Origin of the sequence: Floricoccus penangensis (assembly GCF_001832885.1) — a bacterium.
Lineage (GTDB): Bacteria > Bacillota > Bacilli > Lactobacillales > Streptococcaceae > Floricoccus > Floricoccus penangensis.
Map to the genome: position 1 here is coordinate 1 of NZ_MKIQ01000002.1, position 21426 is coordinate 21426.

Annotated in this window: 21 protein-coding genes; 3 read left to right on the forward strand and 18 right to left on the reverse strand. The window is 33.2% G+C overall.

All coding sequences use genetic code 11. The features are described from left to right. Nucleotides 1-225 precede the first annotated feature (225 nt). From BG262_RS00600 to BG262_RS00620, 5 genes are all read right to left on the reverse strand, one after another. Nucleotides 226-1149 carry a glycosyltransferase gene (locus BG262_RS00600; protein ID WP_070786953.1) on the reverse strand — a complete coding sequence of 308 codons (924 nt, stop codon included), beginning with the start codon at nt 1147-1149 and terminating at the stop codon, nt 226-228. Nucleotides 1150-1191: 42 nt separating this feature from the next. Beyond that, the gene (locus tag BG262_RS00605; protein ID WP_070786954.1) at nt 1192-1572 is read right to left on the reverse strand and encodes a rhodanese-like domain-containing protein; all 381 of its coding nucleotides are present in this window, start codon (nt 1570-1572) and stop codon (nt 1192-1194) included. Nucleotides 1573-1590: 18 nt separating this feature from the next. After that, nucleotides 1591-2559: an ROK family glucokinase gene (locus tag BG262_RS00610; RefSeq protein WP_070786955.1), complete on the reverse strand. Its 969-nt coding sequence runs from the start codon at nt 2557-2559 to the stop codon at nt 1591-1593. A gap of 17 nt (nt 2560-2576) precedes the next feature. Continuing rightward, nucleotides 2577-2795 carry a YqgQ family protein gene (locus tag BG262_RS00615; RefSeq protein WP_083312844.1) on the reverse strand — a complete coding sequence of 73 codons (219 nt, stop codon included), beginning with the start codon at nt 2793-2795 and terminating at the stop codon, nt 2577-2579. 185 nt (nt 2796-2980) lie between these two features. Further along, nucleotides 2981-3442 (reverse strand): Dps family protein, encoded by a 462-nt coding sequence (locus BG262_RS00620; protein ID WP_070786957.1) that lies wholly within the window; start codon nt 3440-3442, stop codon nt 2981-2983. Between the two features lie 112 nt (nt 3443-3554). On the opposite strand from BG262_RS00620, the gene BG262_RS11015 reads away from it, so the two are divergent. Continuing rightward, nucleotides 3555-4205, forward strand: a complete 651-nt coding sequence (locus BG262_RS11015; protein WP_070786958.1) for a prepilin peptidase — start codon at nt 3555-3557, stop codon at nt 4203-4205. On the opposite strand, the gene dinB is transcribed toward BG262_RS11015, so the two are convergent. The 4 genes from dinB to BG262_RS00645 form a co-directional block, all read right to left on the reverse strand. Next, the gene (gene dinB, locus BG262_RS00630; RefSeq protein ID WP_070786959.1) at nt 4186-5250 is read right to left on the reverse strand and encodes a DNA polymerase IV; all 1065 of its coding nucleotides are present in this window, start codon (nt 5248-5250) and stop codon (nt 4186-4188) included. The two genes, BG262_RS11015 and dinB, sit on opposite strands and share 20 nt — an antisense overlap. 148 nt (nt 5251-5398) lie before the next feature. Further along, nucleotides 5399-7708 carry a formate C-acetyltransferase gene (pflB, locus tag BG262_RS00635; protein ID WP_070786960.1) on the reverse strand — a complete coding sequence of 770 codons (2310 nt, stop codon included), beginning with the start codon at nt 7706-7708 and terminating at the stop codon, nt 5399-5401. A gap of 146 nt (nt 7709-7854) precedes the next feature. Then, nucleotides 7855-8688, reverse strand: a complete 834-nt coding sequence (locus tag BG262_RS00640) for an endonuclease/exonuclease/phosphatase family protein (protein WP_070786961.1) — start codon at nt 8686-8688, stop codon at nt 7855-7857. A 38-nt stretch (nt 8689-8726) separates the two neighbouring features. Beyond that, complete coding sequence (locus BG262_RS00645) at nt 8727-10907, reverse strand: PTS transporter subunit IIBC (protein ID WP_070786962.1); 2181 nt, start codon at nt 10905-10907, stop codon at nt 8727-8729. Nucleotides 10908-11089: 182 nt separating this feature from the next. Between BG262_RS00645 and BG262_RS00650 the strand changes: the two genes are divergently transcribed. Continuing rightward, entirely contained in the window at nt 11090-12052 is a 963-nt protein-coding gene (locus BG262_RS00650; RefSeq protein WP_070786963.1) for an aldose epimerase family protein, read from the forward strand. A gap of 227 nt (nt 12053-12279) precedes the next feature. Here BG262_RS00650 and BG262_RS00655 read toward each other — a convergent pair whose 3' ends face one another. The 9 genes from BG262_RS00655 to BG262_RS00690 form a co-directional block, all read right to left on the reverse strand. Then, complete coding sequence (locus BG262_RS00655) at nt 12280-13161, reverse strand: class II fructose-bisphosphate aldolase (RefSeq protein WP_070786964.1); 882 nt, start codon at nt 13159-13161, stop codon at nt 12280-12282. A 203-nt stretch (nt 13162-13364) separates the two neighbouring features. Beyond that, a complete protein-coding gene (locus tag BG262_RS10675; protein WP_158006627.1) occupies nt 13365-13535 on the reverse strand; it encodes a hypothetical protein in 171 nt (56 codons plus the stop codon). Between the two features lie 159 nt (nt 13536-13694). Then, entirely contained in the window at nt 13695-15626 is a 1932-nt protein-coding gene (gene thrS / locus BG262_RS00660) for a threonine--tRNA ligase (protein WP_070786965.1), read from the reverse strand. A 485-nt stretch (nt 15627-16111) separates the two neighbouring features. Beyond that, on the reverse strand, nt 16112-16621 hold the full coding sequence (locus tag BG262_RS00665) for a YkgJ family cysteine cluster protein (RefSeq protein WP_070786966.1): 510 nt from the start codon (nt 16619-16621) through the stop codon (nt 16112-16114). 284 nt (nt 16622-16905) lie between these two features. After that, a complete protein-coding gene (locus BG262_RS00670; protein ID WP_070786967.1) occupies nt 16906-17292 on the reverse strand; it encodes a hypothetical protein in 387 nt (128 codons plus the stop codon). 82 nt (nt 17293-17374) lie between these two features. Beyond that, nucleotides 17375-18715 carry an Nramp family divalent metal transporter gene (locus tag BG262_RS00675; RefSeq protein ID WP_070786968.1) on the reverse strand — a complete coding sequence of 447 codons (1341 nt, stop codon included), beginning with the start codon at nt 18713-18715 and terminating at the stop codon, nt 17375-17377. A 324-nt stretch (nt 18716-19039) separates the two neighbouring features. Then, complete coding sequence (locus BG262_RS00680; RefSeq protein ID WP_070786969.1) at nt 19040-19642, reverse strand: nitroreductase family protein; 603 nt, start codon at nt 19640-19642, stop codon at nt 19040-19042. A 159-nt stretch (nt 19643-19801) separates the two neighbouring features. Beyond that, nucleotides 19802-20065: a DUF2129 domain-containing protein gene (locus tag BG262_RS00685; RefSeq protein WP_070786970.1), complete on the reverse strand. Its 264-nt coding sequence runs from the start codon at nt 20063-20065 to the stop codon at nt 19802-19804. Next, nucleotides 20055-20483 (reverse strand): YlbF/YmcA family competence regulator, encoded by a 429-nt coding sequence (locus BG262_RS00690; RefSeq protein WP_070786971.1) that lies wholly within the window; start codon nt 20481-20483, stop codon nt 20055-20057. Before BG262_RS00690 ends, BG262_RS00685 begins: the two co-directional genes overlap by 11 nt. Before the next feature lie 124 nt (nt 20484-20607). On the opposite strand from BG262_RS00690, the gene BG262_RS00695 reads away from it, so the two are divergent. Beyond that, the gene (locus tag BG262_RS00695) at nt 20608-21273 is read left to right on the forward strand and encodes a DUF1129 domain-containing protein (RefSeq protein ID WP_070786972.1); all 666 of its coding nucleotides are present in this window, start codon (nt 20608-20610) and stop codon (nt 21271-21273) included. Nucleotides 21274-21426: the final 153 nt, after the last annotated feature.

A 21426-nucleotide genomic window follows, 5' to 3' on the forward strand; every position in this document is an offset into this window, starting at 1 on the left:
TTGTCAACTACTTTTTAAAACTTTTTCACAAGTTTTTTTCGTTGACTGTTTCGTCCTTGACAGTGTTATTATCTTATCACCACCATATTTGTTTGTCAATAACTTTGTTTGCTTTCACATTCTGTTAATTTGAAAATAAATATTTCGTCATGAGACAACTTGATTAGTCTATCACTTCATACTTTCCATGTCAACAGTATTTACTTAATTTTTTATTACTTGGAGTTATATTCTATAAATGTTATCTACTACAGCTATCATAGCTCTTTTTGTAAAGAAACCTGATGATGTTAGTTGCGATATTTTACTTACGTTTAATTTTAGCGCTTCGTAGTCGAAATCATCTATACAGCCTATTTGTTCTCTCAAATCTTTCAGTGATGAATAAACTACTCCTAATTTATATTCTTTTACCATATTAGACTGATGGCTACTATATGGAATTACTACAGGTAAACCAACACTTAGGAAAACTGATAACAGCAGTGAATTGTTTAAATCATTATTAACTACAAATCCAAAACCTGAATATTTTTTTATTAGTAAGAATTGTTGAATGCTTTCAATTTTATCTATGTTATCAAGTGAAATTAATTCATCGGATGCTCCACTTACTTGATAGATATTATCGCTTTTCTCTATATAATAACTTATTTTGTCATCTAATAAGTAGTCAGTAATACCAAGTGTAATTATTTTCTTTTTAAATTTACATAAATATTTTATACGGTCTTTCATCATTGTATTTTCAACAATAAGAATATCAAAATGTTGTAGTTCCCTTTGTATATCATCTTCTAGTGCATTTATTGTCGAATCAAATTCCCAAGCTGGAATGTCCCAAACTATTCCAACTAATTTAATATTTTTTTCTTTAAGTTGTCTAATAAATTCAATATCATATCTAATGTTACCTTGAAGCATTGGGTACTGTAGAAAAACAACATCACCCGTTTTAACTTCACTAATGATTACTGAAATATCATGACTAAGCTCGTCATCTGACTTATCTCGATCATTATAAATATGATATTCCAAACTTTCGAAACCAAGACTCTTTGATATTTGAGCAGTCTGCTTATTTTTCACATATAATTCTTTTTGTGAATAATAATTCGGTATAACTAAGGTGCTTGTCCAAATCGTCATTTTATCCTCTTCTTTGTATAAGAAAAGACGATAATAATCGTCTTATTTAACTTTTCCATCCCATGCTGCTAATCCATCTTTTAAAAGATATATTTCAGTAAAACCTGCTTTTTTCAGAGTAGGAACGACACTTACTGCTTGTTGCGGTCTACCCATTTCATAGATTAGGACTGGTTTGTTTTTATTTAATGCTGCAAGACTATTCCCAATTTGATTTGCCGGAATATTTCTTGCTCCCAAGATATGCTTAATACGGAATTCACTTGGTTCCCTTATATCTACAAGTTGACCTTGTGGGATTAATTCAGCAAATTCTTCATTATTAATTTTTTTTGATCCTCTACGTACTTGTAGTGTTTTATATAATGACCACCCCGCCATTGCTAAAAGTACTGCCAATAGTATTAAATTTATAGCTAACATTAATTTTTTCCTTTTTTATTATTTATCAAATTTCATTGCAAGGCTTGCAGCTCCAATGATGCCTGCATCATTACCAAGCTGCGCTAATTTGATTGAAGTTGTTTCTTGAACTTGAGGGAATGTATATTCTAAGAAATATTTTTCTACTTGATTTCTTAAGAATTCTCCCGCAGCGGAAACTCCGCCACCGATAACGATTGAATCTGGATTTAATGTATTACCTAAATTACCACATGCAAGCCCTAAATATTGAGATACTTTGTCAACTACTATAACCGCAAAACGATCTCCTGCTTCCGCAGCACCAAAAATATCTTTCGATGTCACTTGTTCACCATTATCAATAGAATCTTTAATTTGGCTTTCACCTTCATACTCTTCAGAAAGTTTACGTGCTAAACGAACAACTCCAGTAGCAGAAGCAACTGTCTCCAAGCATCCTTTTTTCCCACAAGTACAATCAAAGCCATCAACATCAACTGTAATATGACCAATTTCACCACCTGCACCAGCAACACCATGTATTAAATTACCAGCAGCAATAATACCACCACCAACACCTGTTCCAAGTGTCACGAATATTACATCAGGATTATTTGCTCCTGCTCCAACCCAACGTTCTCCAAGGGCTGCAACGTTAGCATCATTGTCAATCGCAAATGGTAATCCAACACCTTCAGTAATTTCTTTACCAACTTGTTGAATATTTTTCCAATTCAAATTATATGCACCTTTTACAGTAACGTTTTCGATATCAACGCTTCCAGGACTGCCCATTCCAATTCCCAAGAAATCAGCTTTTGTTAAATTATAAAGATCTATACGATGATTAATACTTTCAATGATATCAGGAATAATATATTTGCCTTCATTGGTAATTCTAGTTTCAATAGCCCACTTATCTTGAATCTCACCTTCAAGAGTTAAAATACCAAATTTAATTGTAGTTCCACCTAAATCGATTCCGATTATTTTTTTTTCTGACATAGATATTTACCCCTTAATTATATATGCTTATTAGCATCTTCTTCTTTTTTATGCTCTGATCTTAAAACAAGTTCTGCTTGAAGATAATCTGTCTTATCAATTAAACCTAAATCATAGAGATTTTTCAATTCTATCTTCATTAATTCAATATCATAAATCCTTTTTCCAACATAGATAAAAATACCAAATCTTTTTAAAAACTGTTGAACGTCATAAAGGTTTTTCATAGTTTTCATACATTACAAGAATAGCATGAAAACGCTTGTTTTTCAAGATGAAAAAGTCACAAATAATTTCTTTTTCTGTAAGTTCATCATTCATTTTCAATCATAAAAATACTAATAATAATTAATATAAAACAAATATATTTCAACAAAAAAGAGAATTACCATTATAGATAACTCTCTTCATCACTATATTTTTATAAGCCTGGTGCACGTCCAATTTCAGATTCTAGCATCCAAATTGTTTTTTCAAGTCCACCTTTAGCTGAAGTAAAGATATCTGAAGTTACAGCATCTCCTTCTTCATCAGAAGCTTCAATACCTTGTTCAAATAAATCAGCTAAATATTTATAGGCTGTTACTACTTCTTCAATTCTTTCTGCGATAGATTTATTCCAATCAGCTGGTTCAAGTTCGATTTTTGAAAGTTCATCAAATTCTTTAAGTGTAGATACTGGACTTCCCCCAATTGTAATCAAACGTTCTGATAATTCATCAAGCGCTCCATTTAATTGATCCATTAATTCATCCATTTTTGGATGTAATTTCATGAAACCAGGACCTCTCATATACCAATGTACTTGGTGAACGAGAGCACTAGCTTTCGATAAGTCAGCAACTGATTGATTTAAAAGTTCTTTTGTTTTTTCTCTAGACATTTTAACACCTAAACCTTTCTATATTTATATTCTAAGCCATTACAATACTTTTTGCAAAAATTTCAACTGAAAATCTGTGATTATTTTACGTATATATCTGTGAGGTGATTTTATGTTTATATATTTTATTTATGGAAGTATCATTGGTTCTTTTTTTTGTCTATTAGTTGATAGATTTTACAATTCTTCCTTATTTTTTCCTACTTCACACTGTACAAATTGCCTGCATAAGCTTGGAGTATTGGATTTAATTCCAATAATTTCACAGGTTGTGTGTTTGAGCAGATGTAGATACTGTAAATCTAAAATTCCATATTGGTATGCTGTAGTAGAATTATTCACAGGTCTTGTTTTTGTTTTGTTTTACTTAAAAGCAATTAACTTTACTGATTTTTCCATTATTTTATTGGGTATGATATTATCAGCATTTGATATAAAAGAAAATTCCTATCCATTAGTTGTATGGTTAATGTTTACACTACCTCTACTTTTATTAAATTCTATAAATCTTCTTTTTATATTTTTGATAATACTAACAATACTAGCATTTATATTTGATATAAAAATAGGTTCAGGTGACTTTCTTTTTTTAGCAATATTAAGTCTATCCTTAACCGAGCTTCAAATACTATTTTTAATCCAATTCTCATCGTTTTTAGGAATTGTATATTTTATCATTTGGAAGAAAAAAATCATTCCTTTTGTTCCATTCATGTATTCTGTATATTTGCTAATCTTATCCTTTACAATCCTGTTACAGTAACACCTAATAATCTTATGCCTTTTTCAATTAAATTTTCAAATTCACCAAATAATTGAAGAGCCAATTTATTTATCTGTTCAAATTCATTATTTTTTTCTGACTCGCTTATACGTTTTGTATGAGTTTCAAAATCTGCTGTTCGAATTTTAAGCACTATCGTCTTTCCTTTTAAATCTTTCTCTTTCAATGTTTGAGAAACTTTTTTAGAAAGAGTAGTTATTTCTTGACGAATATCTTCTTCAAGATAAAGAAGCTTTCCATATGTTTTTTCATTGCCAACAGACTTCCTTGGCCTGCTAGACTTTACTTTGCTATTATGAATTCCATGCCCTTTCAAATAAAGTTGCCATCCCATTACACCTAACTTGTCAATTAAAATCTGAGGATTTATTTCTATTATATCTGATCCTTTATAAATTCCAATTTCATTTAATTTCTCCTCAGTTCTCTTACCTACGCCATGAAATTTTTCAATTGGCAAGTCTTTTAGAAAATCTTTTGCTTCGCCTGGTGTAATCAGAGTCAGACCTTTTGGCTTTTGAAAATCACTAGCTAACTTTGCCAAAAATTTGTTATAAGAAACTCCAGCAGAGCTGGTTAAATGAATTTCTTGATATATATCATGCTGAATTAATTTAGCAATTTTTACAGCACTTGTACTGTTTATTTTATTTTCAGTTACATCCAAATACGCTTCATCGGTAGCAATACCTTCAACTAAATCAGTATATCGGTGAAATATCTCATGGATTTGAGCAGATATTTCTTTATATTTTTGATAATTACCAGAGATAAAGATTGCTTGTGGACATAGTTCATAAGCTTCTTTTGCGCTCATAGCAGAATGAATTCCATATTTTCTAGCTTCATAGTTACAAGTAGAAACAACACCACGTCCCCCACTTTCAAGAGGATTACGAGCAATTATTACTGGTTTCCCTATAAGCTTAGGATTATCCCTTTCTTCAACCGATGCGAAAAAGGCATCCATATCAATATGAATGATTTTTCTACTAGTATCATTAATTAATGGATATTCCAACATACTTTAAGCTCTCCTTTAAGTATATTATACCAAAAAATACTAATAAATTCGTACTTTTTTAACTTTTAAAAGATAAAAAAAGCTATACGATAACGTATAACTCCTTTTAATATATTTAATTGACATCTAAATTTTAATTAAATATTTATTATTTAACTGCGTCGTCCATTGAAAGAACTTCATGGAATACACGTTTAGTTAATTCTTTACGTTGTTCTGGGCCTAAGTATTTAGTGTTTACACAGTATCCAGAAATACGTACGATTACATCTTCACCGTTCATAATCTTGTCGTATACGTCTGCAAGATCCATAACGTTCAAGTTCATGTGTTGTCCACCATTAATGAAGTATGCATCAAGAATGTCAACAAGGTTAGCTACTTGTTCTTCACGAGTTTTACCAAGTGCACGTGGTGATACTTGTGTAGTTAATGAAATACCATCATTTGCATGCTTGAATTCAAGTTTTGAAATTGAGTTCAAGTTTTGTAACCATCCACCTCTAGAAGCAGGTAGTGGGTTAGCTCCAGGTGAGAAGAATTCATATTCACTGTAGTTTACTGATCCATCTTCGTTTAAGAAGATACCACGGTTTACTGGTGAGTGACCTGTTTGTTTAGAGTATGCTACGTTAGAAGTGATTGTTAATAATGAAACTGTTGCTTCCGCATTTTTGTATAGTTTGTGGCTAGCAAGTTTTTCATGGTACATCTTCATAACTAGTTTACCAATGTTATCTACACGGTCATCATCTTCACCAAAGCGTGGGAATTCACCTTCAGTGATGTAGTCAACGATGCGTCCTTCTTCATTACGAACTGGTTTAACAGTAGCATATTTAATTGCTGAAAGTGTATCAACAACGTTTGCAAATCCACAGATACCGAATCCCATGTTTGCACGTTGATGTGATGGCAAGAATGCCATTTGAACTGCTTCATAGTTGTATTTATCAGTCATGTAGTGAATGATATTTAATGCATCTACATAAGTATCAGTCAACCAATCAAGTGATTTATCAAAGTTTTCCATTACTTCATCATAGTCTAATACGTCAGAAGTGATAGCATCAATATCAAATACTTTATAATCATGGTGTACATCGTCATATCCACCATCAATACCTGTAAGAAGTGCTTTAAGTACGTTTACACGTGCACCAAAGTATTGAATGTTATGGCGTTGGTTTTCACTTTCAGGATCAAGTGGAGATACACAACAAGAGATACATGACATTTCTCCGTAACCATCTTTAGCCATTGTTTCAACACCTTCATATTGAATTGAAGAATGTTTGTGGCTCATGCTCATGCAGTAGCGACGGAAGTTGTATGGCAATTCTGGTGACCAAAGAACAGTTAAGTTTGGTTCAGGAGAGTTACCGATGTTATCTAATGTGTTTAAGAAACGGTAGTCCATTTTAGTAACACGGTGACGACCGTCGTTACCTAATCCACCCATTGAAGTTGTAATGAATGTTGGATCACCTGAATAAATTTCATCATATGCTTTTGTACGAGCAAATTTAACTGAACGAAGTTTTAGTACGAAATCATCAACGAATTCTTGAATTTCTGATTCAGTAAATGTTCCACGTTCTAAGTCACGTTGTGCGAAAATATCAAGAACGATTGGCACACGTCCAAGAGAAGTTGCAGCTCCATTGATTACACGTGCAGCAGCCATAAATGCAATGTTAGTCCATTGAATAGCTTCTTTAACGTTCATTGCTGGTTTACGAACATCTAATCCGTAAAGATCACCAAATTTAGCTACTTCATCAAGAGCTTGATATTGTAGATTGATTTCTTCACGTAGACGAATTGATTCTTCATCAATTTCAGTAATAGCATTCCAGTCAGCTGCTTTTTCTTTCATTAAGAAATCAGCTCCATAAAGTGCTAAACGAGCATAAACACCAATGATACGTCCACGAGAATATGCATCTGGAAGACCAGTTACAGTGTGAGCGTGACGAGCACGACGGATATTTTGAGTGTAAGCACGGAAAATTCCATCATTTACAGTTGTTACGTATTTAGTAAAAATTTCATGTAGTTCTGGTGAAATTTCATAACCATTTTCTTTAAGAGTAGTTTCCGCCATGCGAATTCCACCTTTTGGCATTAAACTTAAACGGAATGGTTCTGAATTTTGTAGACCGTAAATTACATCAAGATCTTTGTCGATATATCCAGCAGGAATATCAGCAATACTTGCTACGCGGTCAGTGTCCATTGGGAAGCGAGTTGCTTCATAGTGATCTTTTGTTGAATCTAAAATGTGTTTTACTTTAAGGCTACGTTCAGTAGGACCAGCTAAGAATGATTCGTCACCATCATAAGGTTCGTAGTTTGCATTTACGAAACGAGAAACGCTAACTTTTTCTTTCCAGTCAAGGCCTTTAAAACCTTCCCAAGCTTTTTCAAAGACATCTTGAGTTACTTCAGTTTTCATTATCTTTACCTCCAGATAAAATGGTCAATTTAACGACCTGTTATATTTACATCCTTATAATACCATACAGAAATCGCTTCCACAAGTAAAAATCATTTGTTTTGCAACAAACTTTATTAGTACAATTTACTAATTTTTAAAAACTGTTATAGTTCTATCGCTATTCCAAAATGATCACTAATAATCTCTTCGTTCACGTTATCAAAAATCACCATATGCTTGTCTACTTCAACATTTTCATCGACAAAAACATAATCAATTCTCAACGATTGATTATTACCATCCCATCCATCAATTTCATTTAATACAGTAAATTGTCCGACAACACTTTTAGAATTAATAAATGTATCTTTTAGGAAAGGAGCTGATGCTTTAATTAATTGATAACCTTCATCTTTGATATGTGCAGCGTTATTAAAGTCTCCCATTATAATAATTTGATAACCCAAACTTCTTCGTGCTTCAATGGTTTTCAAAACGATATCCCATTCTTTCTCAAAACATTTTTCACCTTTATCATCAACCCACCAAGAAAAATGTACAGAATATATAGCTTTATTACTCGTATTCCCTACCAATACTTTTCGAGTATGATAATCCTCGTAATCATCAGTTTGACTTACTAAAATTGACTCAACATCTGTCAGTTTTTCTTTTGAAAATATAGCAACCCCTTCGTCATACTTTCCATATCCAACATGATTTACTGCCCATGACCAATAATACACTAGACCTTTAGAAGCAAGTTTTTCAGCTATTAGTAAGGCATAGTTATCTGCCTTTATTGGAAAATTATTCCCTTTAGCTTCAACATAGAATTGATCCGGTTTGACTATCGGACTAGTAATTTGTTGGTTTATTTCTTGAAGGCAAAAGTAATTTGGTTCTTCTCTTATAATAAAATCAATTAGTTTCTCTAACTTATCTTTTGGATTATTTTCAATCCAACTATGAGTATTCAAAGTAAATAATTTTTCCATAATATTCTCCTTAACGGATAAAAGGGCTAAAGCCCTTTTTATCCTACAATAATGTTCCCAATTTCTTCTTGGCTATCAACTCTTCCAGTTGAATTTATATTAACTGATTTAATTTTATCAACATTTGTAAATAAAACAACAACATCAGTTCCTTTTCCTGCCTCTTGAATTTGCTCAATATCCATATCAGCAATTTTTGTCTGAGGATTTACTTTGTCTCCTACTGAAACATAATTCTCAAATGGTGCACCTGCAAGTTCTACTGTATCTAATCCCATATGTACGAGAACTTCTGCACCTGCTGGTGTCATAATTCCAATTGCATGTTTACTTGGAAATATACTTACAATTTCACCTGTTACTGGTGCATATATTTCATGCTTCTCTGGTATAACTGCAAATCCATCTCCCATCATTTTCTGAGAGAATACCTCATCTTTAACTTCTGTAAGTGAAATTATTTTTCCTTCAGCTACTGCATAAATCTTTTCATCAACTAATGGACCAGTTTTTTCAGCTTTATCAACTGCTTGGCTACTTATCCCTGTAAAATTCGATTCTGGAATTTCAGCACCTGAATCAAGAAGATCTTGAATATCAGATTTAAGAACATCTGCTTTTGGACCATAAACCGCTTGAATACCTTTACCTTTGCGAATTACACCACTAGCTCCTAATTTTTTCCAAATTTGGTCATCCACTACTTGGTTTTCATCTTTTACTGTAATGCGCAGACGAGTCATACAAGCATCAACATCACCAATATTTGCTGCACCACCTAAGGCATTAATTATATCAACAACTTGTTTATCAGCATCTACAACCGCAGAACTTCCACTTCCTTCAGAATCATCATTGTCATCATCATAGTTACCATTACGACCAGGTGTGGCATAATTAAATTTTTTAATCATAAAATCTGCAACAAAATACATGATGAAACCAAATAAGATCGTTGTAATAATGAAATGAACATAATCAATTCCAATACCTGCTTTCAATGCAAGTGGTGTTCTAGTTAATAATTCAAGGTTACCAAATGAATGTAGGCGTTCAGTCCAAAAATCAGCTGTTGCGAATGCTAAACCTTGAAGTACAGCGTATATTGCATAGAGAGGCATAGCAACAAACATAAACATATACTCTATTGGCTCAGTTACACCTGTAAGGAAAACTGCAAACATTGATGCCAAAATCATAGATTTATATTTTTTCTTTTTATCTGGATCAACATTTTTGATCATAGCCATACCAAGTCCCATAAGGATTCCTGAAGCACCAATCATTTGACCAACTTTAAAACGTGCTGGTGTTACTGTTGTAATTAATTTATTGTATGCTGCTGTATCTCCTGCTGCTCTAAAATTACCAAGGTCAGTAACCCATGCAAACCATAGTGGATCTTGTCCTAATACCGTTGTACCAGCGTCAGCTCCTGTTTGGATAACATAACTACCTCCTAATTGAGTATAATTAATTGGGATTGTAAGCATATGATGTAATCCAAATGGCAAAAGCAATCGCTCCAATGTCCCATATAAAAAAGGGGCTACATATGGTGCTGAATCTTTTGAAGATGCTAACCAAAGACCAAAACTATTAATTCCTGTTTGAACAATTGGCCAGAATATAGCAAGGATGATTGATACAATTACAGACCAAGCAATCACAACAAAAGGTACAAAGCGTTTTCCGTTGAAAAATGCAAGTGCATCAGGAAGCTTACGGTAATTATAATATTTATTATAGATTGTTCCACCCATGAAACCAGCAATAATACCTACAAAAACTCCCATATTTAAGGCTGGTGCTTCAAGTACTGAAGTAAAGTAGCCACGAACTAACACTCGGCCACTCAAAAGAGTATTGACTGTTGCATTAGGATCTGCAAGCATTTCGTTAGTTACCCCGAATAGCGCACCCGTAATTCTATTTAGAAGCACAAAGCCAATGCCTGCTGCAAAAGCTCCACCAGCTCTATCTTTAGCCCATGAGCCACCAATAGCTAGTGCAAAAAGTAAATGTAAATTACCAATAATCGCCCAGCCGATTTGAGCAATCACATTCCCAATTTTCATTAGTATGTCAATATTAGGTGCCAACAATGGAACTGCGTTCCCAATTGAAATCATTAAACCTGCAGCTGGCATTACTGCAATAACAACCATTAAAGACTTTCCGAATTTCTGCCAGAATTCGAAACTAAGTATTTTTTTCATAACTCCTCCATGTAAAAAATATAAAAATAAGTATACAAACGCTTCGTGCAATCGCTTGCATTTTTGATAATATAAGTATATTAAATATTTAACAAACTGTCAACGGGATATTAAAATGTTTTTTATTTATTTAGTGACATATCTGATATAATATAATTATAAATATACGGAGGATCAATAGAATGAGTTTTGAAAAAGTTTGTTTAGAAAACAAAAATCTAAAAGTTACTTTCTTAGATTATGGTGCTAGAATATATGAAATCTTCGTTAAAGATGTTGATGGAGTATCTGAAAATGTTCTTTTATCTTTAGATGAAGATTTTATTAAGCAAGATACTGCCCAATTTGGAGCTAGTGTCGGAAGAGTTGCAGGTCGTTTAAGTAGACTTGATTATGATTTTGCTACTCTTGAGGATAATACTGCTCATGGCATAAATATGCATTCGGGATATGATGGATGGTGGAACAAAACTTGGGCATACGAAAAAGGTAATAACTGGATAGAATTTTCTCTAAAAGATATTTACTCTGGTTATAAAGGACAATTAGACGCAAAAATTCGTTACGAACTCGAAGACGATAAGCTCATTATGACAAATTTTGCAAAAACCGATACCGATACATTTTATAATCCTACAAACCATAGCTATTTTAATCTTTCGGGTGATATAAAAGAAAAAATCGACGGACACGAATTACAAATTTTAGCTGATAAATTTGTAGAAACAGATAAATTGAATATTCCTACTGGTGAATTAAAAGATGTTGAGGGTACACCGTTTAATTTTAATGAACCTACTTTAATCAAAAATTCACTAGAAAAATTACCAAATGGGATTGACAATTGTCTTGTTATTAATGAAAGCATAGATAATTATACTCCTACATTAATACTAAGAGATCCAAATTCTAGACGAACTTTATCAATTACGACTGATAGAAAAGCTTTTGTAATCTTTTCAACGACAGGTTTTAATGCTGATTTCACCCTAAATGATGGTAAAAAGATGTCTTCTCAACTTGGAATTGCTATTGAACCTCAAGAATTACCTGATGCTCCAAATCATGAAGGATTTGGTAATATTGTTTTGAAAGCTGATACTGAATCTGTTCACAAAACAATATATGAATTTGGAATTTATTAAAAAGCTCATTTTTTGAGCTTTTTATCTGTATTTTTAAATTTAATATTCATTTTTTGATATAATCTTTTAGAATATATCAAAGTATGCCAATAAAATAAAAAAACTCCCTCGTGGAAGTTTTTTTATTTTATTAGTTTTATTTCAATCAATTTCGTAGAAATTGATCAGTAATTATTTCCTTACTGAACTTGAATTCTTAGTAAGATTAATAATTAACTTTAAAACTATTAAGCTTTGTTTGCTGATCCGAATACGTCGATACGTTCTTCAACAGCTTCTTGGATTGCTTTAACACCTGGTGCTAAGAATTTACGTGGGTCGAATAGTTTTTTAGCATCGTAGTCAGCTTCATTAGCTTCATATTCAGCAGCGAAAGCACGAGTTGCTTTTGCAAATGCGATTTGACATTCAGTATTAACGTTAACTTTAGCAACACCTAGTTTGATAGCAGCTTGGATTTGATCATCAGGAATACCTGATCCACCGTGTAAAACGATTGGGAATCCAGGAACAGCTTCAGTAAGTTTTTCTAAGTGTCCAAGATCAAGACCAGTCCAGTTAGCTGGGTAAGGTCCGTGGATATTACCAATACCTGCAGCAAGGAAGTCAATTCCAGTTTCAACCATTGCAACAGCATCTTCGATTGGAGCAAGTTCACCAGCACCAACGATACCGTCTTCTTCTCCACCGATAGTTCCAACTTCAGCTTCTACAGAGATACCTTTAGCATGTGCACGTGCTACAACGTCACGAGTTTTTTCAAGGTTTTCTTCAATTGGAAGGTGAGATCCATCAAACATTAATGAAGTGTAACCAACTTCAATACATTCAAGAGCATCTTCATAATGACCATGGTCAAGGTGAATAGCTACAGGAACAGTAATATTCATTGATTCTACAAGGTTTTCAACGATTGCTCTAGCAGTTTTATAACCACCCATATATTTACCAGCACCCATTGAAGTTTGGATAAGTACAGGAGCTTGTTTAGCTTCTGCAGCACGTAAGATTGCTTGTGTCCACTCAAGGTTGTTAGTGTTAAATCCACCTACAGCATATCCGTTTTCACGAGCAGCTTTTACAAATTTTTCAGCTGAAACGATTGGCATTTCATATTCCTCCAAAGTTTTTTTAGAATTGAGGGATTATTCCCTCATACAATGGATATTATATCACTTTGTGAGTTATTATTCTAGTTTGAATTGATAATCTGTTAAAGAATACAGAAAAAAACATTAAAAACACCACTATTGTATTTACAAATATAACTAATAAAAAAGACTACCCCTCATATAGACAGGCAGTCTTTAATCTATGCTTCAAGCCAGCTTTCCAATAACTCTGCGAAATCTTCATACATAAGTTTTTTCACTTTAGCAATATCTGCCCTATGTTCTTCCCCATTCTTAGTGAATACTTCTTGGATCTTTTGTTGATTATGCGCTAGTTGTTTGAGTTTAAAAATCATTTGTTTCTTATCCATATATATTTCTCCACCTTCTTTTTCTCTTATCTTTTATAATATTATAGCAATTTTTGGAAACGTTTTCAAGATAAAAAGTTTTTTCTTTCACAGAAATTAATTTGATTTTTTATATTTTGAGGTAGCAAAAAAACCTAGTCAAAGCTAGGTTTAAATTTTTTATGCTCTTGAATAATTTGCAATATCAGAAGTAATTTCTTCGATAAACTCATCAAGTTTTAATACTTTTGTTTCCTTACTTCCATAACGACGAACATTTACTGTTCCTTCTTCTTGCTCTTTATCTCCAACAACTATTTGATATGGAATTTTATTTGTTTGACTAGCACGAATCTTATAGCCCATTTTTTCATTACGTTCATCTACATCCAAACGAATTCCTTTTTCTTTAAGGGCGTTAGCAACGTCCCATGCATAATCAGCATGTGCCTCATTTGAAACTGGGATAATTGTAGCTTGTGTTGGAGCAAGCCAAGTTGGGAATGCACCTTTATATACTTCTATTAGGTAAGCTACAAAACGTTCCATTGTTGAAACTATACCACGGTGAACCATTACTGGACGATGTCCTTCTCCGTCAGCTCCAATATATTCAAGCTCGAAACGTTCTGGCAATAAGAAGTCTAATTGGATTGTTGAAAGTGTTTCTTCATTTCCAAGTGCTGTCTTAACTTGAACGTCAAGTTTCGGACCATAGAAGGCTGCTTCTCCTTCTGCTTCAAAGTAATCTAGTCCAAGGTCATCCATTGCTGCTTTAAGCATTGTTTGAGCATTTTCCCACATTTCATCGTTGTCGAAATATTTTTCAGTATCCTCAGGGTCACGATAGCTCAAACGGAAACGATAGTCTGTGATATTGAAATCACGATAAACATCCATCATAAGATTTAAAGCACGTTGGAATTCATCTTTAATTTGATCAGGGCGAACAAAGATATGCCCATCATTAAGAGTCATTTCACGTACACGTTGAAGTCCTGACAATGCACCTGATTTTTCATAACGATGCATCATACCAAGTTCTGCAATACGAACTGGTAATTCACGGTATGAACGAGGATGGCTCTTATACACTTCAATATGATGAGGACAGTTCATTGGGCGAAGTACTAACTCTTCTCCATCACCCATATCCATTGGTGGGAACATATCTTCTTTATAGTGATCCCAGTGACCTGATGTTTTATAAAACTCGACATCTGCCATGATTGGTGTGTAAACATGTTGATAACCACGCGCTAATTCTTGGTCTACAATATAACGTTCAATTGTACGACGAATAGTTGCGCCATTTGGTAACCAGAATGGAAGTCCACTACCAACTTCTGGATCTACCATAAATAAATCAAGCTCTTTACCAAGTTTACGGTGATCACGTTCTTTAGCTTCTTCGCGAACTTTAAGGTAATTTTTAAGGTCTTTTTTATCGAACCAAGCAGTACCATAAACACGCTGCATCATATTATTATCAGAATTTCCACGCCAGTAAGCACCAGCAACATTTAATAAGTGGAAAATTTGAATACGTCCAGTAGATGGCACGTGAGGTCCACGACATAAGTCAGTAAATTCACCTTGAGTATATACTGTCAATCCTTCTCCAGCATGTTCTTCAATAAGTTCTAGTTTATATGGGTCATCGGCAAAAATTTCTTTTGCTTCATCCTTTGTAATTTCTTTACGGACTGCAGGATGATTTTCTTTTACAATTTTCATCATTTCTTCTTCAATTCGAGGAAGATCTTCATCTGTAATTTGACCAGAAGCATTATCAGTATCATAGTAGAAACCATCTTGAATTGCTGGACCTACACCTAATTTAATATCAGGGAATAATCTGCGAGCAGCTTGAGCAAATAAATGTGCTGCTGAATGACGAAGTAAAGGAAGAGCATCTTCATGGTCAGGAGTTACAAGTTCCAATGTTCCATCTTCTTCAATTGGACGATCAAAATCAATTAATTGATCATTAAATTTACCAGCCAATGTTTTTTTAGCAAGTGATTTACTGATTGATTCAGCAACTTCGTAAGGTGTTACACCTGATTCATACTTACGTATAGCTCCATCAGGGAAAGTAATTTTTATCATTATATATATCCTCTCTTATATTAGATTCATTTTTAAATTGTTAATTACAGTTTATTCATAGTATTTAGATACTAGCAGTCGACTGCGACTAAAACTTTCGAACTCTGTTCGTTTTAGTTTTATCGACAACGTTGTCCAAAGGCATTAGTCAGCACCTTTTTTACGGGCTTGCCATTGAAACTAACAAACTCTGTTTGTTTTAGTTTTATCGACATCGTAGTATAACGAAGTGAACGTTGTTCAAAGTTAATAAACTGTAAACTTTCTTGCGACTATGACCTGTCACTTTAGTGGCATTGGTCATATCGACATCGTTATTTGCAGAGCAAATATTAGAGTATACAAATTCTTAGCAGTCGGCTGCGAATAAAACTTACGAACTATGTTCGTTTTAGTTTTATCGACAACGTTGCCCAAAGGGCATTAGTCAACACCTTTTATTATAGTTTTTTGACTTTTCGGTCGTGGTATAGCTTAACTTAACCTTAACCTTGCATCTTTGCCATCAACTTTTCTACAAATAGATATGCTGCTGGACAATACTCTGTATTTTTAATAGTAAGATTGTTGATCTGATATATTTTCTTGCGATCCGTGTGGGGAAACTCCCTACATGCTTTTGGTCTCACATCATATATATCACACAAGTTATCTTGGCCTAGAAATGGACATGGCATACATTGAAAAACCTTGTCTCCATCCTCATCAACTCTAAGATATGCATCTTCAAAGTCAGCGAGCTTCATCCTCTCTCGTTTGGCAACTCGTTCGATATCTGCTTCCGTCCATAATGGTCCTAAACATTTACAGCAGTTGGCACATTTTGTACAATCCACTTCCTCGAAAACTTCCTCATGAATCGACTTGGTAATCTTATCTAGATTTTTAGGTGGCTTTTTTTTCAGACTTGCTAAAAATTTTTGATGTACTTTTCTCTTCTGCAATGCCAGATTTCGATAATAATCTACATCAATTTCATTATTTATTTCTTTCATCTATTAATTCCTTCTGTACACTTTTTCATAAAAAAAATCCCTTGCTTGACACAAAGGACGTTGTAAACGTGGTACCACCTAAATTCAGAATGTACGAAAAATCGCCATTCCCTCTTAGTCTTAACGCGACTGCCACGCACAAAGTTTCCAAAGTGTTTTTCAAAGTAGTCTTGAATAAGTGTTTTTATCAGGCTTCCATCATCCCCGAATCGCTAGGAAAAACTTAAATCTTCAAGTTGTCTTTAAAATTATTATAGCTTTTTAGGATTATTTTTCAAGTGAAACTATAGAATTTCTTCGATCTTCTCTTCCAAATTCATACTAGCATCAAGCAGATTTTGAAGATTTGTAGCAAAATCATAGTCAGACATATTAACATGACTAAATACTCTTCCTTCTGAAATTTGAACCATAAGTGACGGACGAATATTTTCATCCAATGCATCTTTTGTTGTTTGATCAGAATAAAAATAGAAGTTATATTCATCGGCTGAATCTTCTTCTGCTAGAACTTCTTTAATGACAGATAAAATAGAATCTTGTTTTTCTGGATCATTTAAGTCAACAATTTTACCATATTCAATTTTCTTTAGAAGAGGTACTTCACTTACCCACACATTTCGACTTGTTATTCCATCAGATTCATATTTTTCATCAAATATTTTTTTCATATTAATTACCAACTTTCAATTTTTATTATTATAACAAAAAAGAGATATTAGCTACAAGCTAAATACCTCTTCTATTACCCATTTAAAACATTCCAATGATAAGTTGAATATTTAAAATTGTAAGGACTATTGCTGACAACCATCCAAGTGCAGCAATAATTGGTTTATTTTTAAATCTTTTACCCATAATTTTTTCACTACTTGTGAAATACACTAGTGGGACCATTGATACTGGTAGAGCAATACTTAAAAATACTTGACTGCTGACCATTAAATCATCAAGAGCTGTTTCTCGCCCATTAAAGTATATTGCACAGGCAAGAACTGGTAGTACAGATATGGCTCGAGTAATCAATCGACGTGCCCAAGTTGGAATTCTCATATGAACGAACCCCTCCATAACTACTTGACCAGTTAGGGTACCGGTAATAGTTGAATTTTGACCACTTGCTAACAATGCTACTGCAAACAATGTACTTAAAAGTGGGCTGGCAACAGATCCTGCAATATTTTTATCTTGCAAAGCATCATAAAGTGCTGTAAAAGTTCCTAAGTCTTCTTTTGTTCCAAAAAACATTGCTGCCCCTAAAATAAGTAGCAAACAGTTAATAACAAAAGCAACTGTCAGTTGAATATTTGAATCCCATGTTGTGAAACGAACTGCTTTTGCAACCTTTTCTTCATCATTCCTATCATATTTCCTACTTTGAGCAATAGCTGAGTGAAGATAGAGATTATGAGGCATTACTGTTGCACCCACGATACCTAAGGCCATTGTAAGTTCTCCTTTGTGAAGAACTTGTTTTTGCGGAACAAAACCATGCATAATTGCAGCAAAACTAGGGTTAGCAAGGGCTACTTCATAAATAAAGACTATCAAGATTACAGTAATCAATGTTATTACTATAGCCTCTATCTTCCTGAACCCCAACTTCATTAAAAATAACAATAGAAATACATCAAATACGGTCAGAATTACCCCATATACAATAGGTATTCCAAATAATAGATTTAATGCTATCGCTCCTCCTATTACTTCAGCAATATCAGTTGCCATTATTGCAAGTTCAGTAACAATCCAAAGTATAAAACCCAATTTCCTACTAGTATGCTTTCTAGTAGCCTGAGCAAGATCCATTCCTGTCACAATACCAAGTTTAGCCGCCATATATTGCAATAGCATGGCTATAAAATTTGACAATAGAATCACAGATAACAAAAGATAACCATATTGAGCTCCACCTCCAATAGATGTTATCCAGTTACCAGGATCCATGTATCCTACAGCAACAAGGGCACCTGGACCAGAAAAAGCAAGGAGATTTTTCCAAAAACTTCCTCCCTCTGGTATATCAACAGTATCATTAATCTCTTCTAAGCTCGGTCCATTCGCATACCTTACGAAATTATTATCATTCGACATATGTTCTCTCCTCTTCAATAAATTTATTTTAATAAAATATAAGGCATTTTTATTCTTGTCTTAATTCTAGGATAAGTATAGAACAAAAAAAAACATATGTAAAGGATTTTGTTAGGTTAACCTAAAATATTTTTATGTTTTATAAAAAATAATCATTTGACATCATTTAACAAACATAAAAAATCCAATAACCATAAGGTTATTGGATTCGGAGTTTTATGAAAAAGTTTTTACAGCTTGCTATGAGCTATTATTTTAGGAGTGAACTTAGTATAAATCTGCTTGCTTAAAACAAACTGAAATATAACTTAAGCATCCCTTATATTATTTAAATACTCTGAAACGATCTTCGTCATTCATAAATTCTTTTTCACCGGCTGCTTCTTCGATGCTACCAAATACTAATTGACTACGAAGTTTCCAACTTGTAGGAATTCCCCAAGTTTTCGCAACTGATTCATCAATTAATGGATTATAATGTTGTAAATTTCCACCAACATTAATTTCAGCTAATGCTGTCCATGCATTTACAGCAGCAATCCCTGTGTGTTGTTCACTGAAACCTTGGAAATTTTCAGCATAGATAGGAAATTGTTCTTGAAGATTTTTAATAATATCTTGGTCTTCAAAGAATAACGCAGTACCTGCTGCTGCTCCAAATGATGCAAGTTTTGCTTTTGTAGCTTCAAAAGCTTCAGTTGATGCACCTTGTTCGCTCATTGTAAGCCTTAAGTCTTCAGTTACAAGTTCCCAAAGTCTATCTTGTTCTTTTCCTGTTAAAATTAAAACACGACTTGTTTGACTGTTAAATGCTGAAGGACTAAGACGAACAGCTTCCTTAATTGTTCCAATTGCTTGGTCAACATCAATGTCTTTACCTAAGTTATAGATTGAGCGACGTTTTTCAAGATTTTCTAAGAATGACATAATTTTCTCCTTTAAAATAACATTTTATATAATATTCTTTCTTGTTTACATATGTAATCTTAATCCTTTAATTTACATTTGTAAACTATTTTGATTGAAAAGTTTTTCATATATTAAGTAAAGAAAAAGAGCTTTTTAGGCTCAAAAATTCTTATTCTTTTATACGCGAACACTTGAATTACCTGAAAAATCCATTTCAAGATCTGGAATATAACTTAATTGAACCTCTTTTACAAAATGAAGTGCTTCAATTTTTTCTTTTACTTCTTCAACTTCCTCTTCGTTTACATATATCTTTACATAGCGTAATTTACGTGATGTATAAACTGGTTCGCCAAATTTCCTTAGCTGTCTAGTATGTTTATAACTGTTGTAATAAATATAAAGCGCTCTTCTTTTTTGAATTTCCAAACTATTTTCCACAAGATCCTCCTTTTCCATGATGTTTTTTTCCAGAGAAAGGTAGTCCTTCATCTACAGAAATACTTTCAGATACCGTTTCTACTATATCATGAGTCAATTCTGCCATAAGAGACTGCAAATCATTTTCTGCAAGTCGCAAGGCATATACATGCTCGTTCAAATTAATCTCTCTTTGTAAAGCTCTAACTTCTCTTTGAAGTTCTTTAAGTTCTGTACGATAAGCTACATATTCTTTACTATCTTCTAGTTTTCGACTTTTATCGGCATAGAGACGTATTTTAATTTGCAGTTCTTTGTCTGCTTGAAAATCTGCTTGAACTTTTTTGTACTTGACGACTTGTTCAAAGTTCAAAAAATTTTCCACGATTTTATTTATTGCATCATCTATATCAAATAAATCTTCATTCACAATTAACATGTCTTTATTATATCAGATATTAAGATTTTTTTGAGATAAATGTGCTTCTTTTCCAAGAAACATCTATAAAAAAACGCTTTTATATGGTAAAATACCAAAGTGATGAAACAGAAAGAGGTTCAAAATGGAAGAATATTTGGAACAATTAACGAGTAAAAATAGTGACTATTTTCATACTGTAATTAGACAATTAACTGATGCTGGTAAATCTGATGAAGAAATTAAGACAATTTTAGAAGATGTGATACCTAGCATAGTTGAAAAACAAAAAAGTGGCTTAACTGCTCGTGCGCTGCTGGGAACTCCTACTGCCTATACTGATCAATTTATTGAAAAAACTACGGCTAGTGGTAAATCTAGTGATAAGCCGAAAAATACTAATAAATATTTAATGTGGCTTGATAGTTTCCTTCTTTTGATGGGTGTACTTGCTGTGGTTAACGGCGCTGTAGGCATATTTAGCAAAACTCCTCAAACATATGGTATTGTTACTCTTGTTCTTATGAGTGCTGGAGCTGCTGTGGTTATGTATATAATGTACAACAATTATTACAAAGCACAAACTGAAAAAAATGGTAGCCGTTGGAAATCATTTGCTATACTAACATTGGCTATGTTTGCTTGGATTGCTATATTTATCCTTGCTTCTCTATTACCTAAATCATTTAATCCTTCACTTTCTCCAATAGCTACTCTAATAATTGGTGCTGCTGCACTTGGTATTCGTTATTTGCTTAAGAAACGATACAATATTCAAAGTGCAATGGATGGAAGCCAAAGACAAAATTAATTTTTATAAACTTAGACGGTCGAATTGGCCGTTTTTTTTAAAAAACTTTTAGTGATAAATAATAATTCGAAAGATAAAAAAGACCACACCGTTTAATCATTTGATTTAAACTATATGGTCTTTTAAATTCAAAATTTGAACGATCGGTTCAAA

Bases quoted from the DNA above. Each gene is read 5' to 3' on its own strand.
- BG262_RS10675 (WP_158006627.1), bottom strand. From the start codon at position 13,535: ATGGATAAGAAACAAATGATTTTTAAACTCAAACAACTAGCGCATAAT.
- BG262_RS00655 (WP_070786964.1), bottom strand. From the start codon at position 13,161: ATGCCAATCGTTTCAGCTGAAAAATTTGTAAAAGCTGCTCGTGAAAAC.
- pflB (WP_070786960.1), bottom strand. From the start codon at position 7,708: ATGAAAACTGAAGTAACTCAAGATGTCTTTGAAAAAGCTTGGGAAGGT.
- BG262_RS00670 (WP_070786967.1), bottom strand. From the start codon at position 17,292: ATGAAAAAAATATTTGATGAAAAATATGAATCTGATGGAATAACAAGT.
- BG262_RS00680 (WP_070786969.1), bottom strand. From the start codon at position 19,642: ATGTCATTCTTAGAAAATCTTGAAAAACGTCGCTCAATCTATAACTTA.
- thrS (WP_070786965.1), bottom strand. From the start codon at position 15,626: ATGATAAAAATTACTTTCCCTGATGGAGCTATACGTAAGTATGAATCA.
- BG262_RS00605 (WP_070786954.1), bottom strand. From the start codon at position 1,572: ATGTTAGCTATAAATTTAATACTATTGGCAGTACTTTTAGCAATGGCG.
- BG262_RS00675 (WP_070786968.1), bottom strand. From the start codon at position 18,715: ATGTCGAATGATAATAATTTCGTAAGGTATGCGAATGGACCGAGCTTA.
- BG262_RS00645 (WP_070786962.1), bottom strand. From the start codon at position 10,907: ATGAAAAAAATACTTAGTTTCGAATTCTGGCAGAAATTCGGAAAGTCT.
- BG262_RS00650 (WP_070786963.1), top strand. From the start codon at position 11,090: ATGAGTTTTGAAAAAGTTTGTTTAGAAAACAAAAATCTAAAAGTTACT.
- BG262_RS00600 (WP_070786953.1), bottom strand. From the start codon at position 1,149: ATGACGATTTGGACAAGCACCTTAGTTATACCGAATTATTATTCACAA.
- BG262_RS00615 (WP_083312844.1), bottom strand. From the start codon at position 2,795: ATGAAAACTATGAAAAACCTTTATGACGTTCAACAGTTTTTAAAAAGA.
- BG262_RS00695 (WP_070786972.1), top strand. From the start codon at position 20,608: ATGGAAGAATATTTGGAACAATTAACGAGTAAAAATAGTGACTATTTT.
- BG262_RS00665 (WP_070786966.1), bottom strand. From the start codon at position 16,621: ATGAAAGAAATAAATAATGAAATTGATGTAGATTATTATCGAAATCTG.
- BG262_RS00610 (WP_070786955.1), bottom strand. From the start codon at position 2,559: ATGTCAGAAAAAAAAATAATCGGAATCGATTTAGGTGGAACTACAATT.
- BG262_RS00620 (WP_070786957.1), bottom strand. From the start codon at position 3,442: ATGTCTAGAGAAAAAACAAAAGAACTTTTAAATCAATCAGTTGCTGAC.
- BG262_RS11015 (WP_070786958.1), top strand. From the start codon at position 3,555: ATGTTTATATATTTTATTTATGGAAGTATCATTGGTTCTTTTTTTTGT.
- dinB (WP_070786959.1), bottom strand. From the start codon at position 5,250: ATGTTGGAATATCCATTAATTAATGATACTAGTAGAAAAATCATTCAT.
- BG262_RS00640 (WP_070786961.1), bottom strand. From the start codon at position 8,688: ATGGAAAAATTATTTACTTTGAATACTCATAGTTGGATTGAAAATAAT.
- BG262_RS00690 (WP_070786971.1), bottom strand. From the start codon at position 20,483: ATGTTAATTGTGAATGAAGATTTATTTGATATAGATGATGCAATAAAT.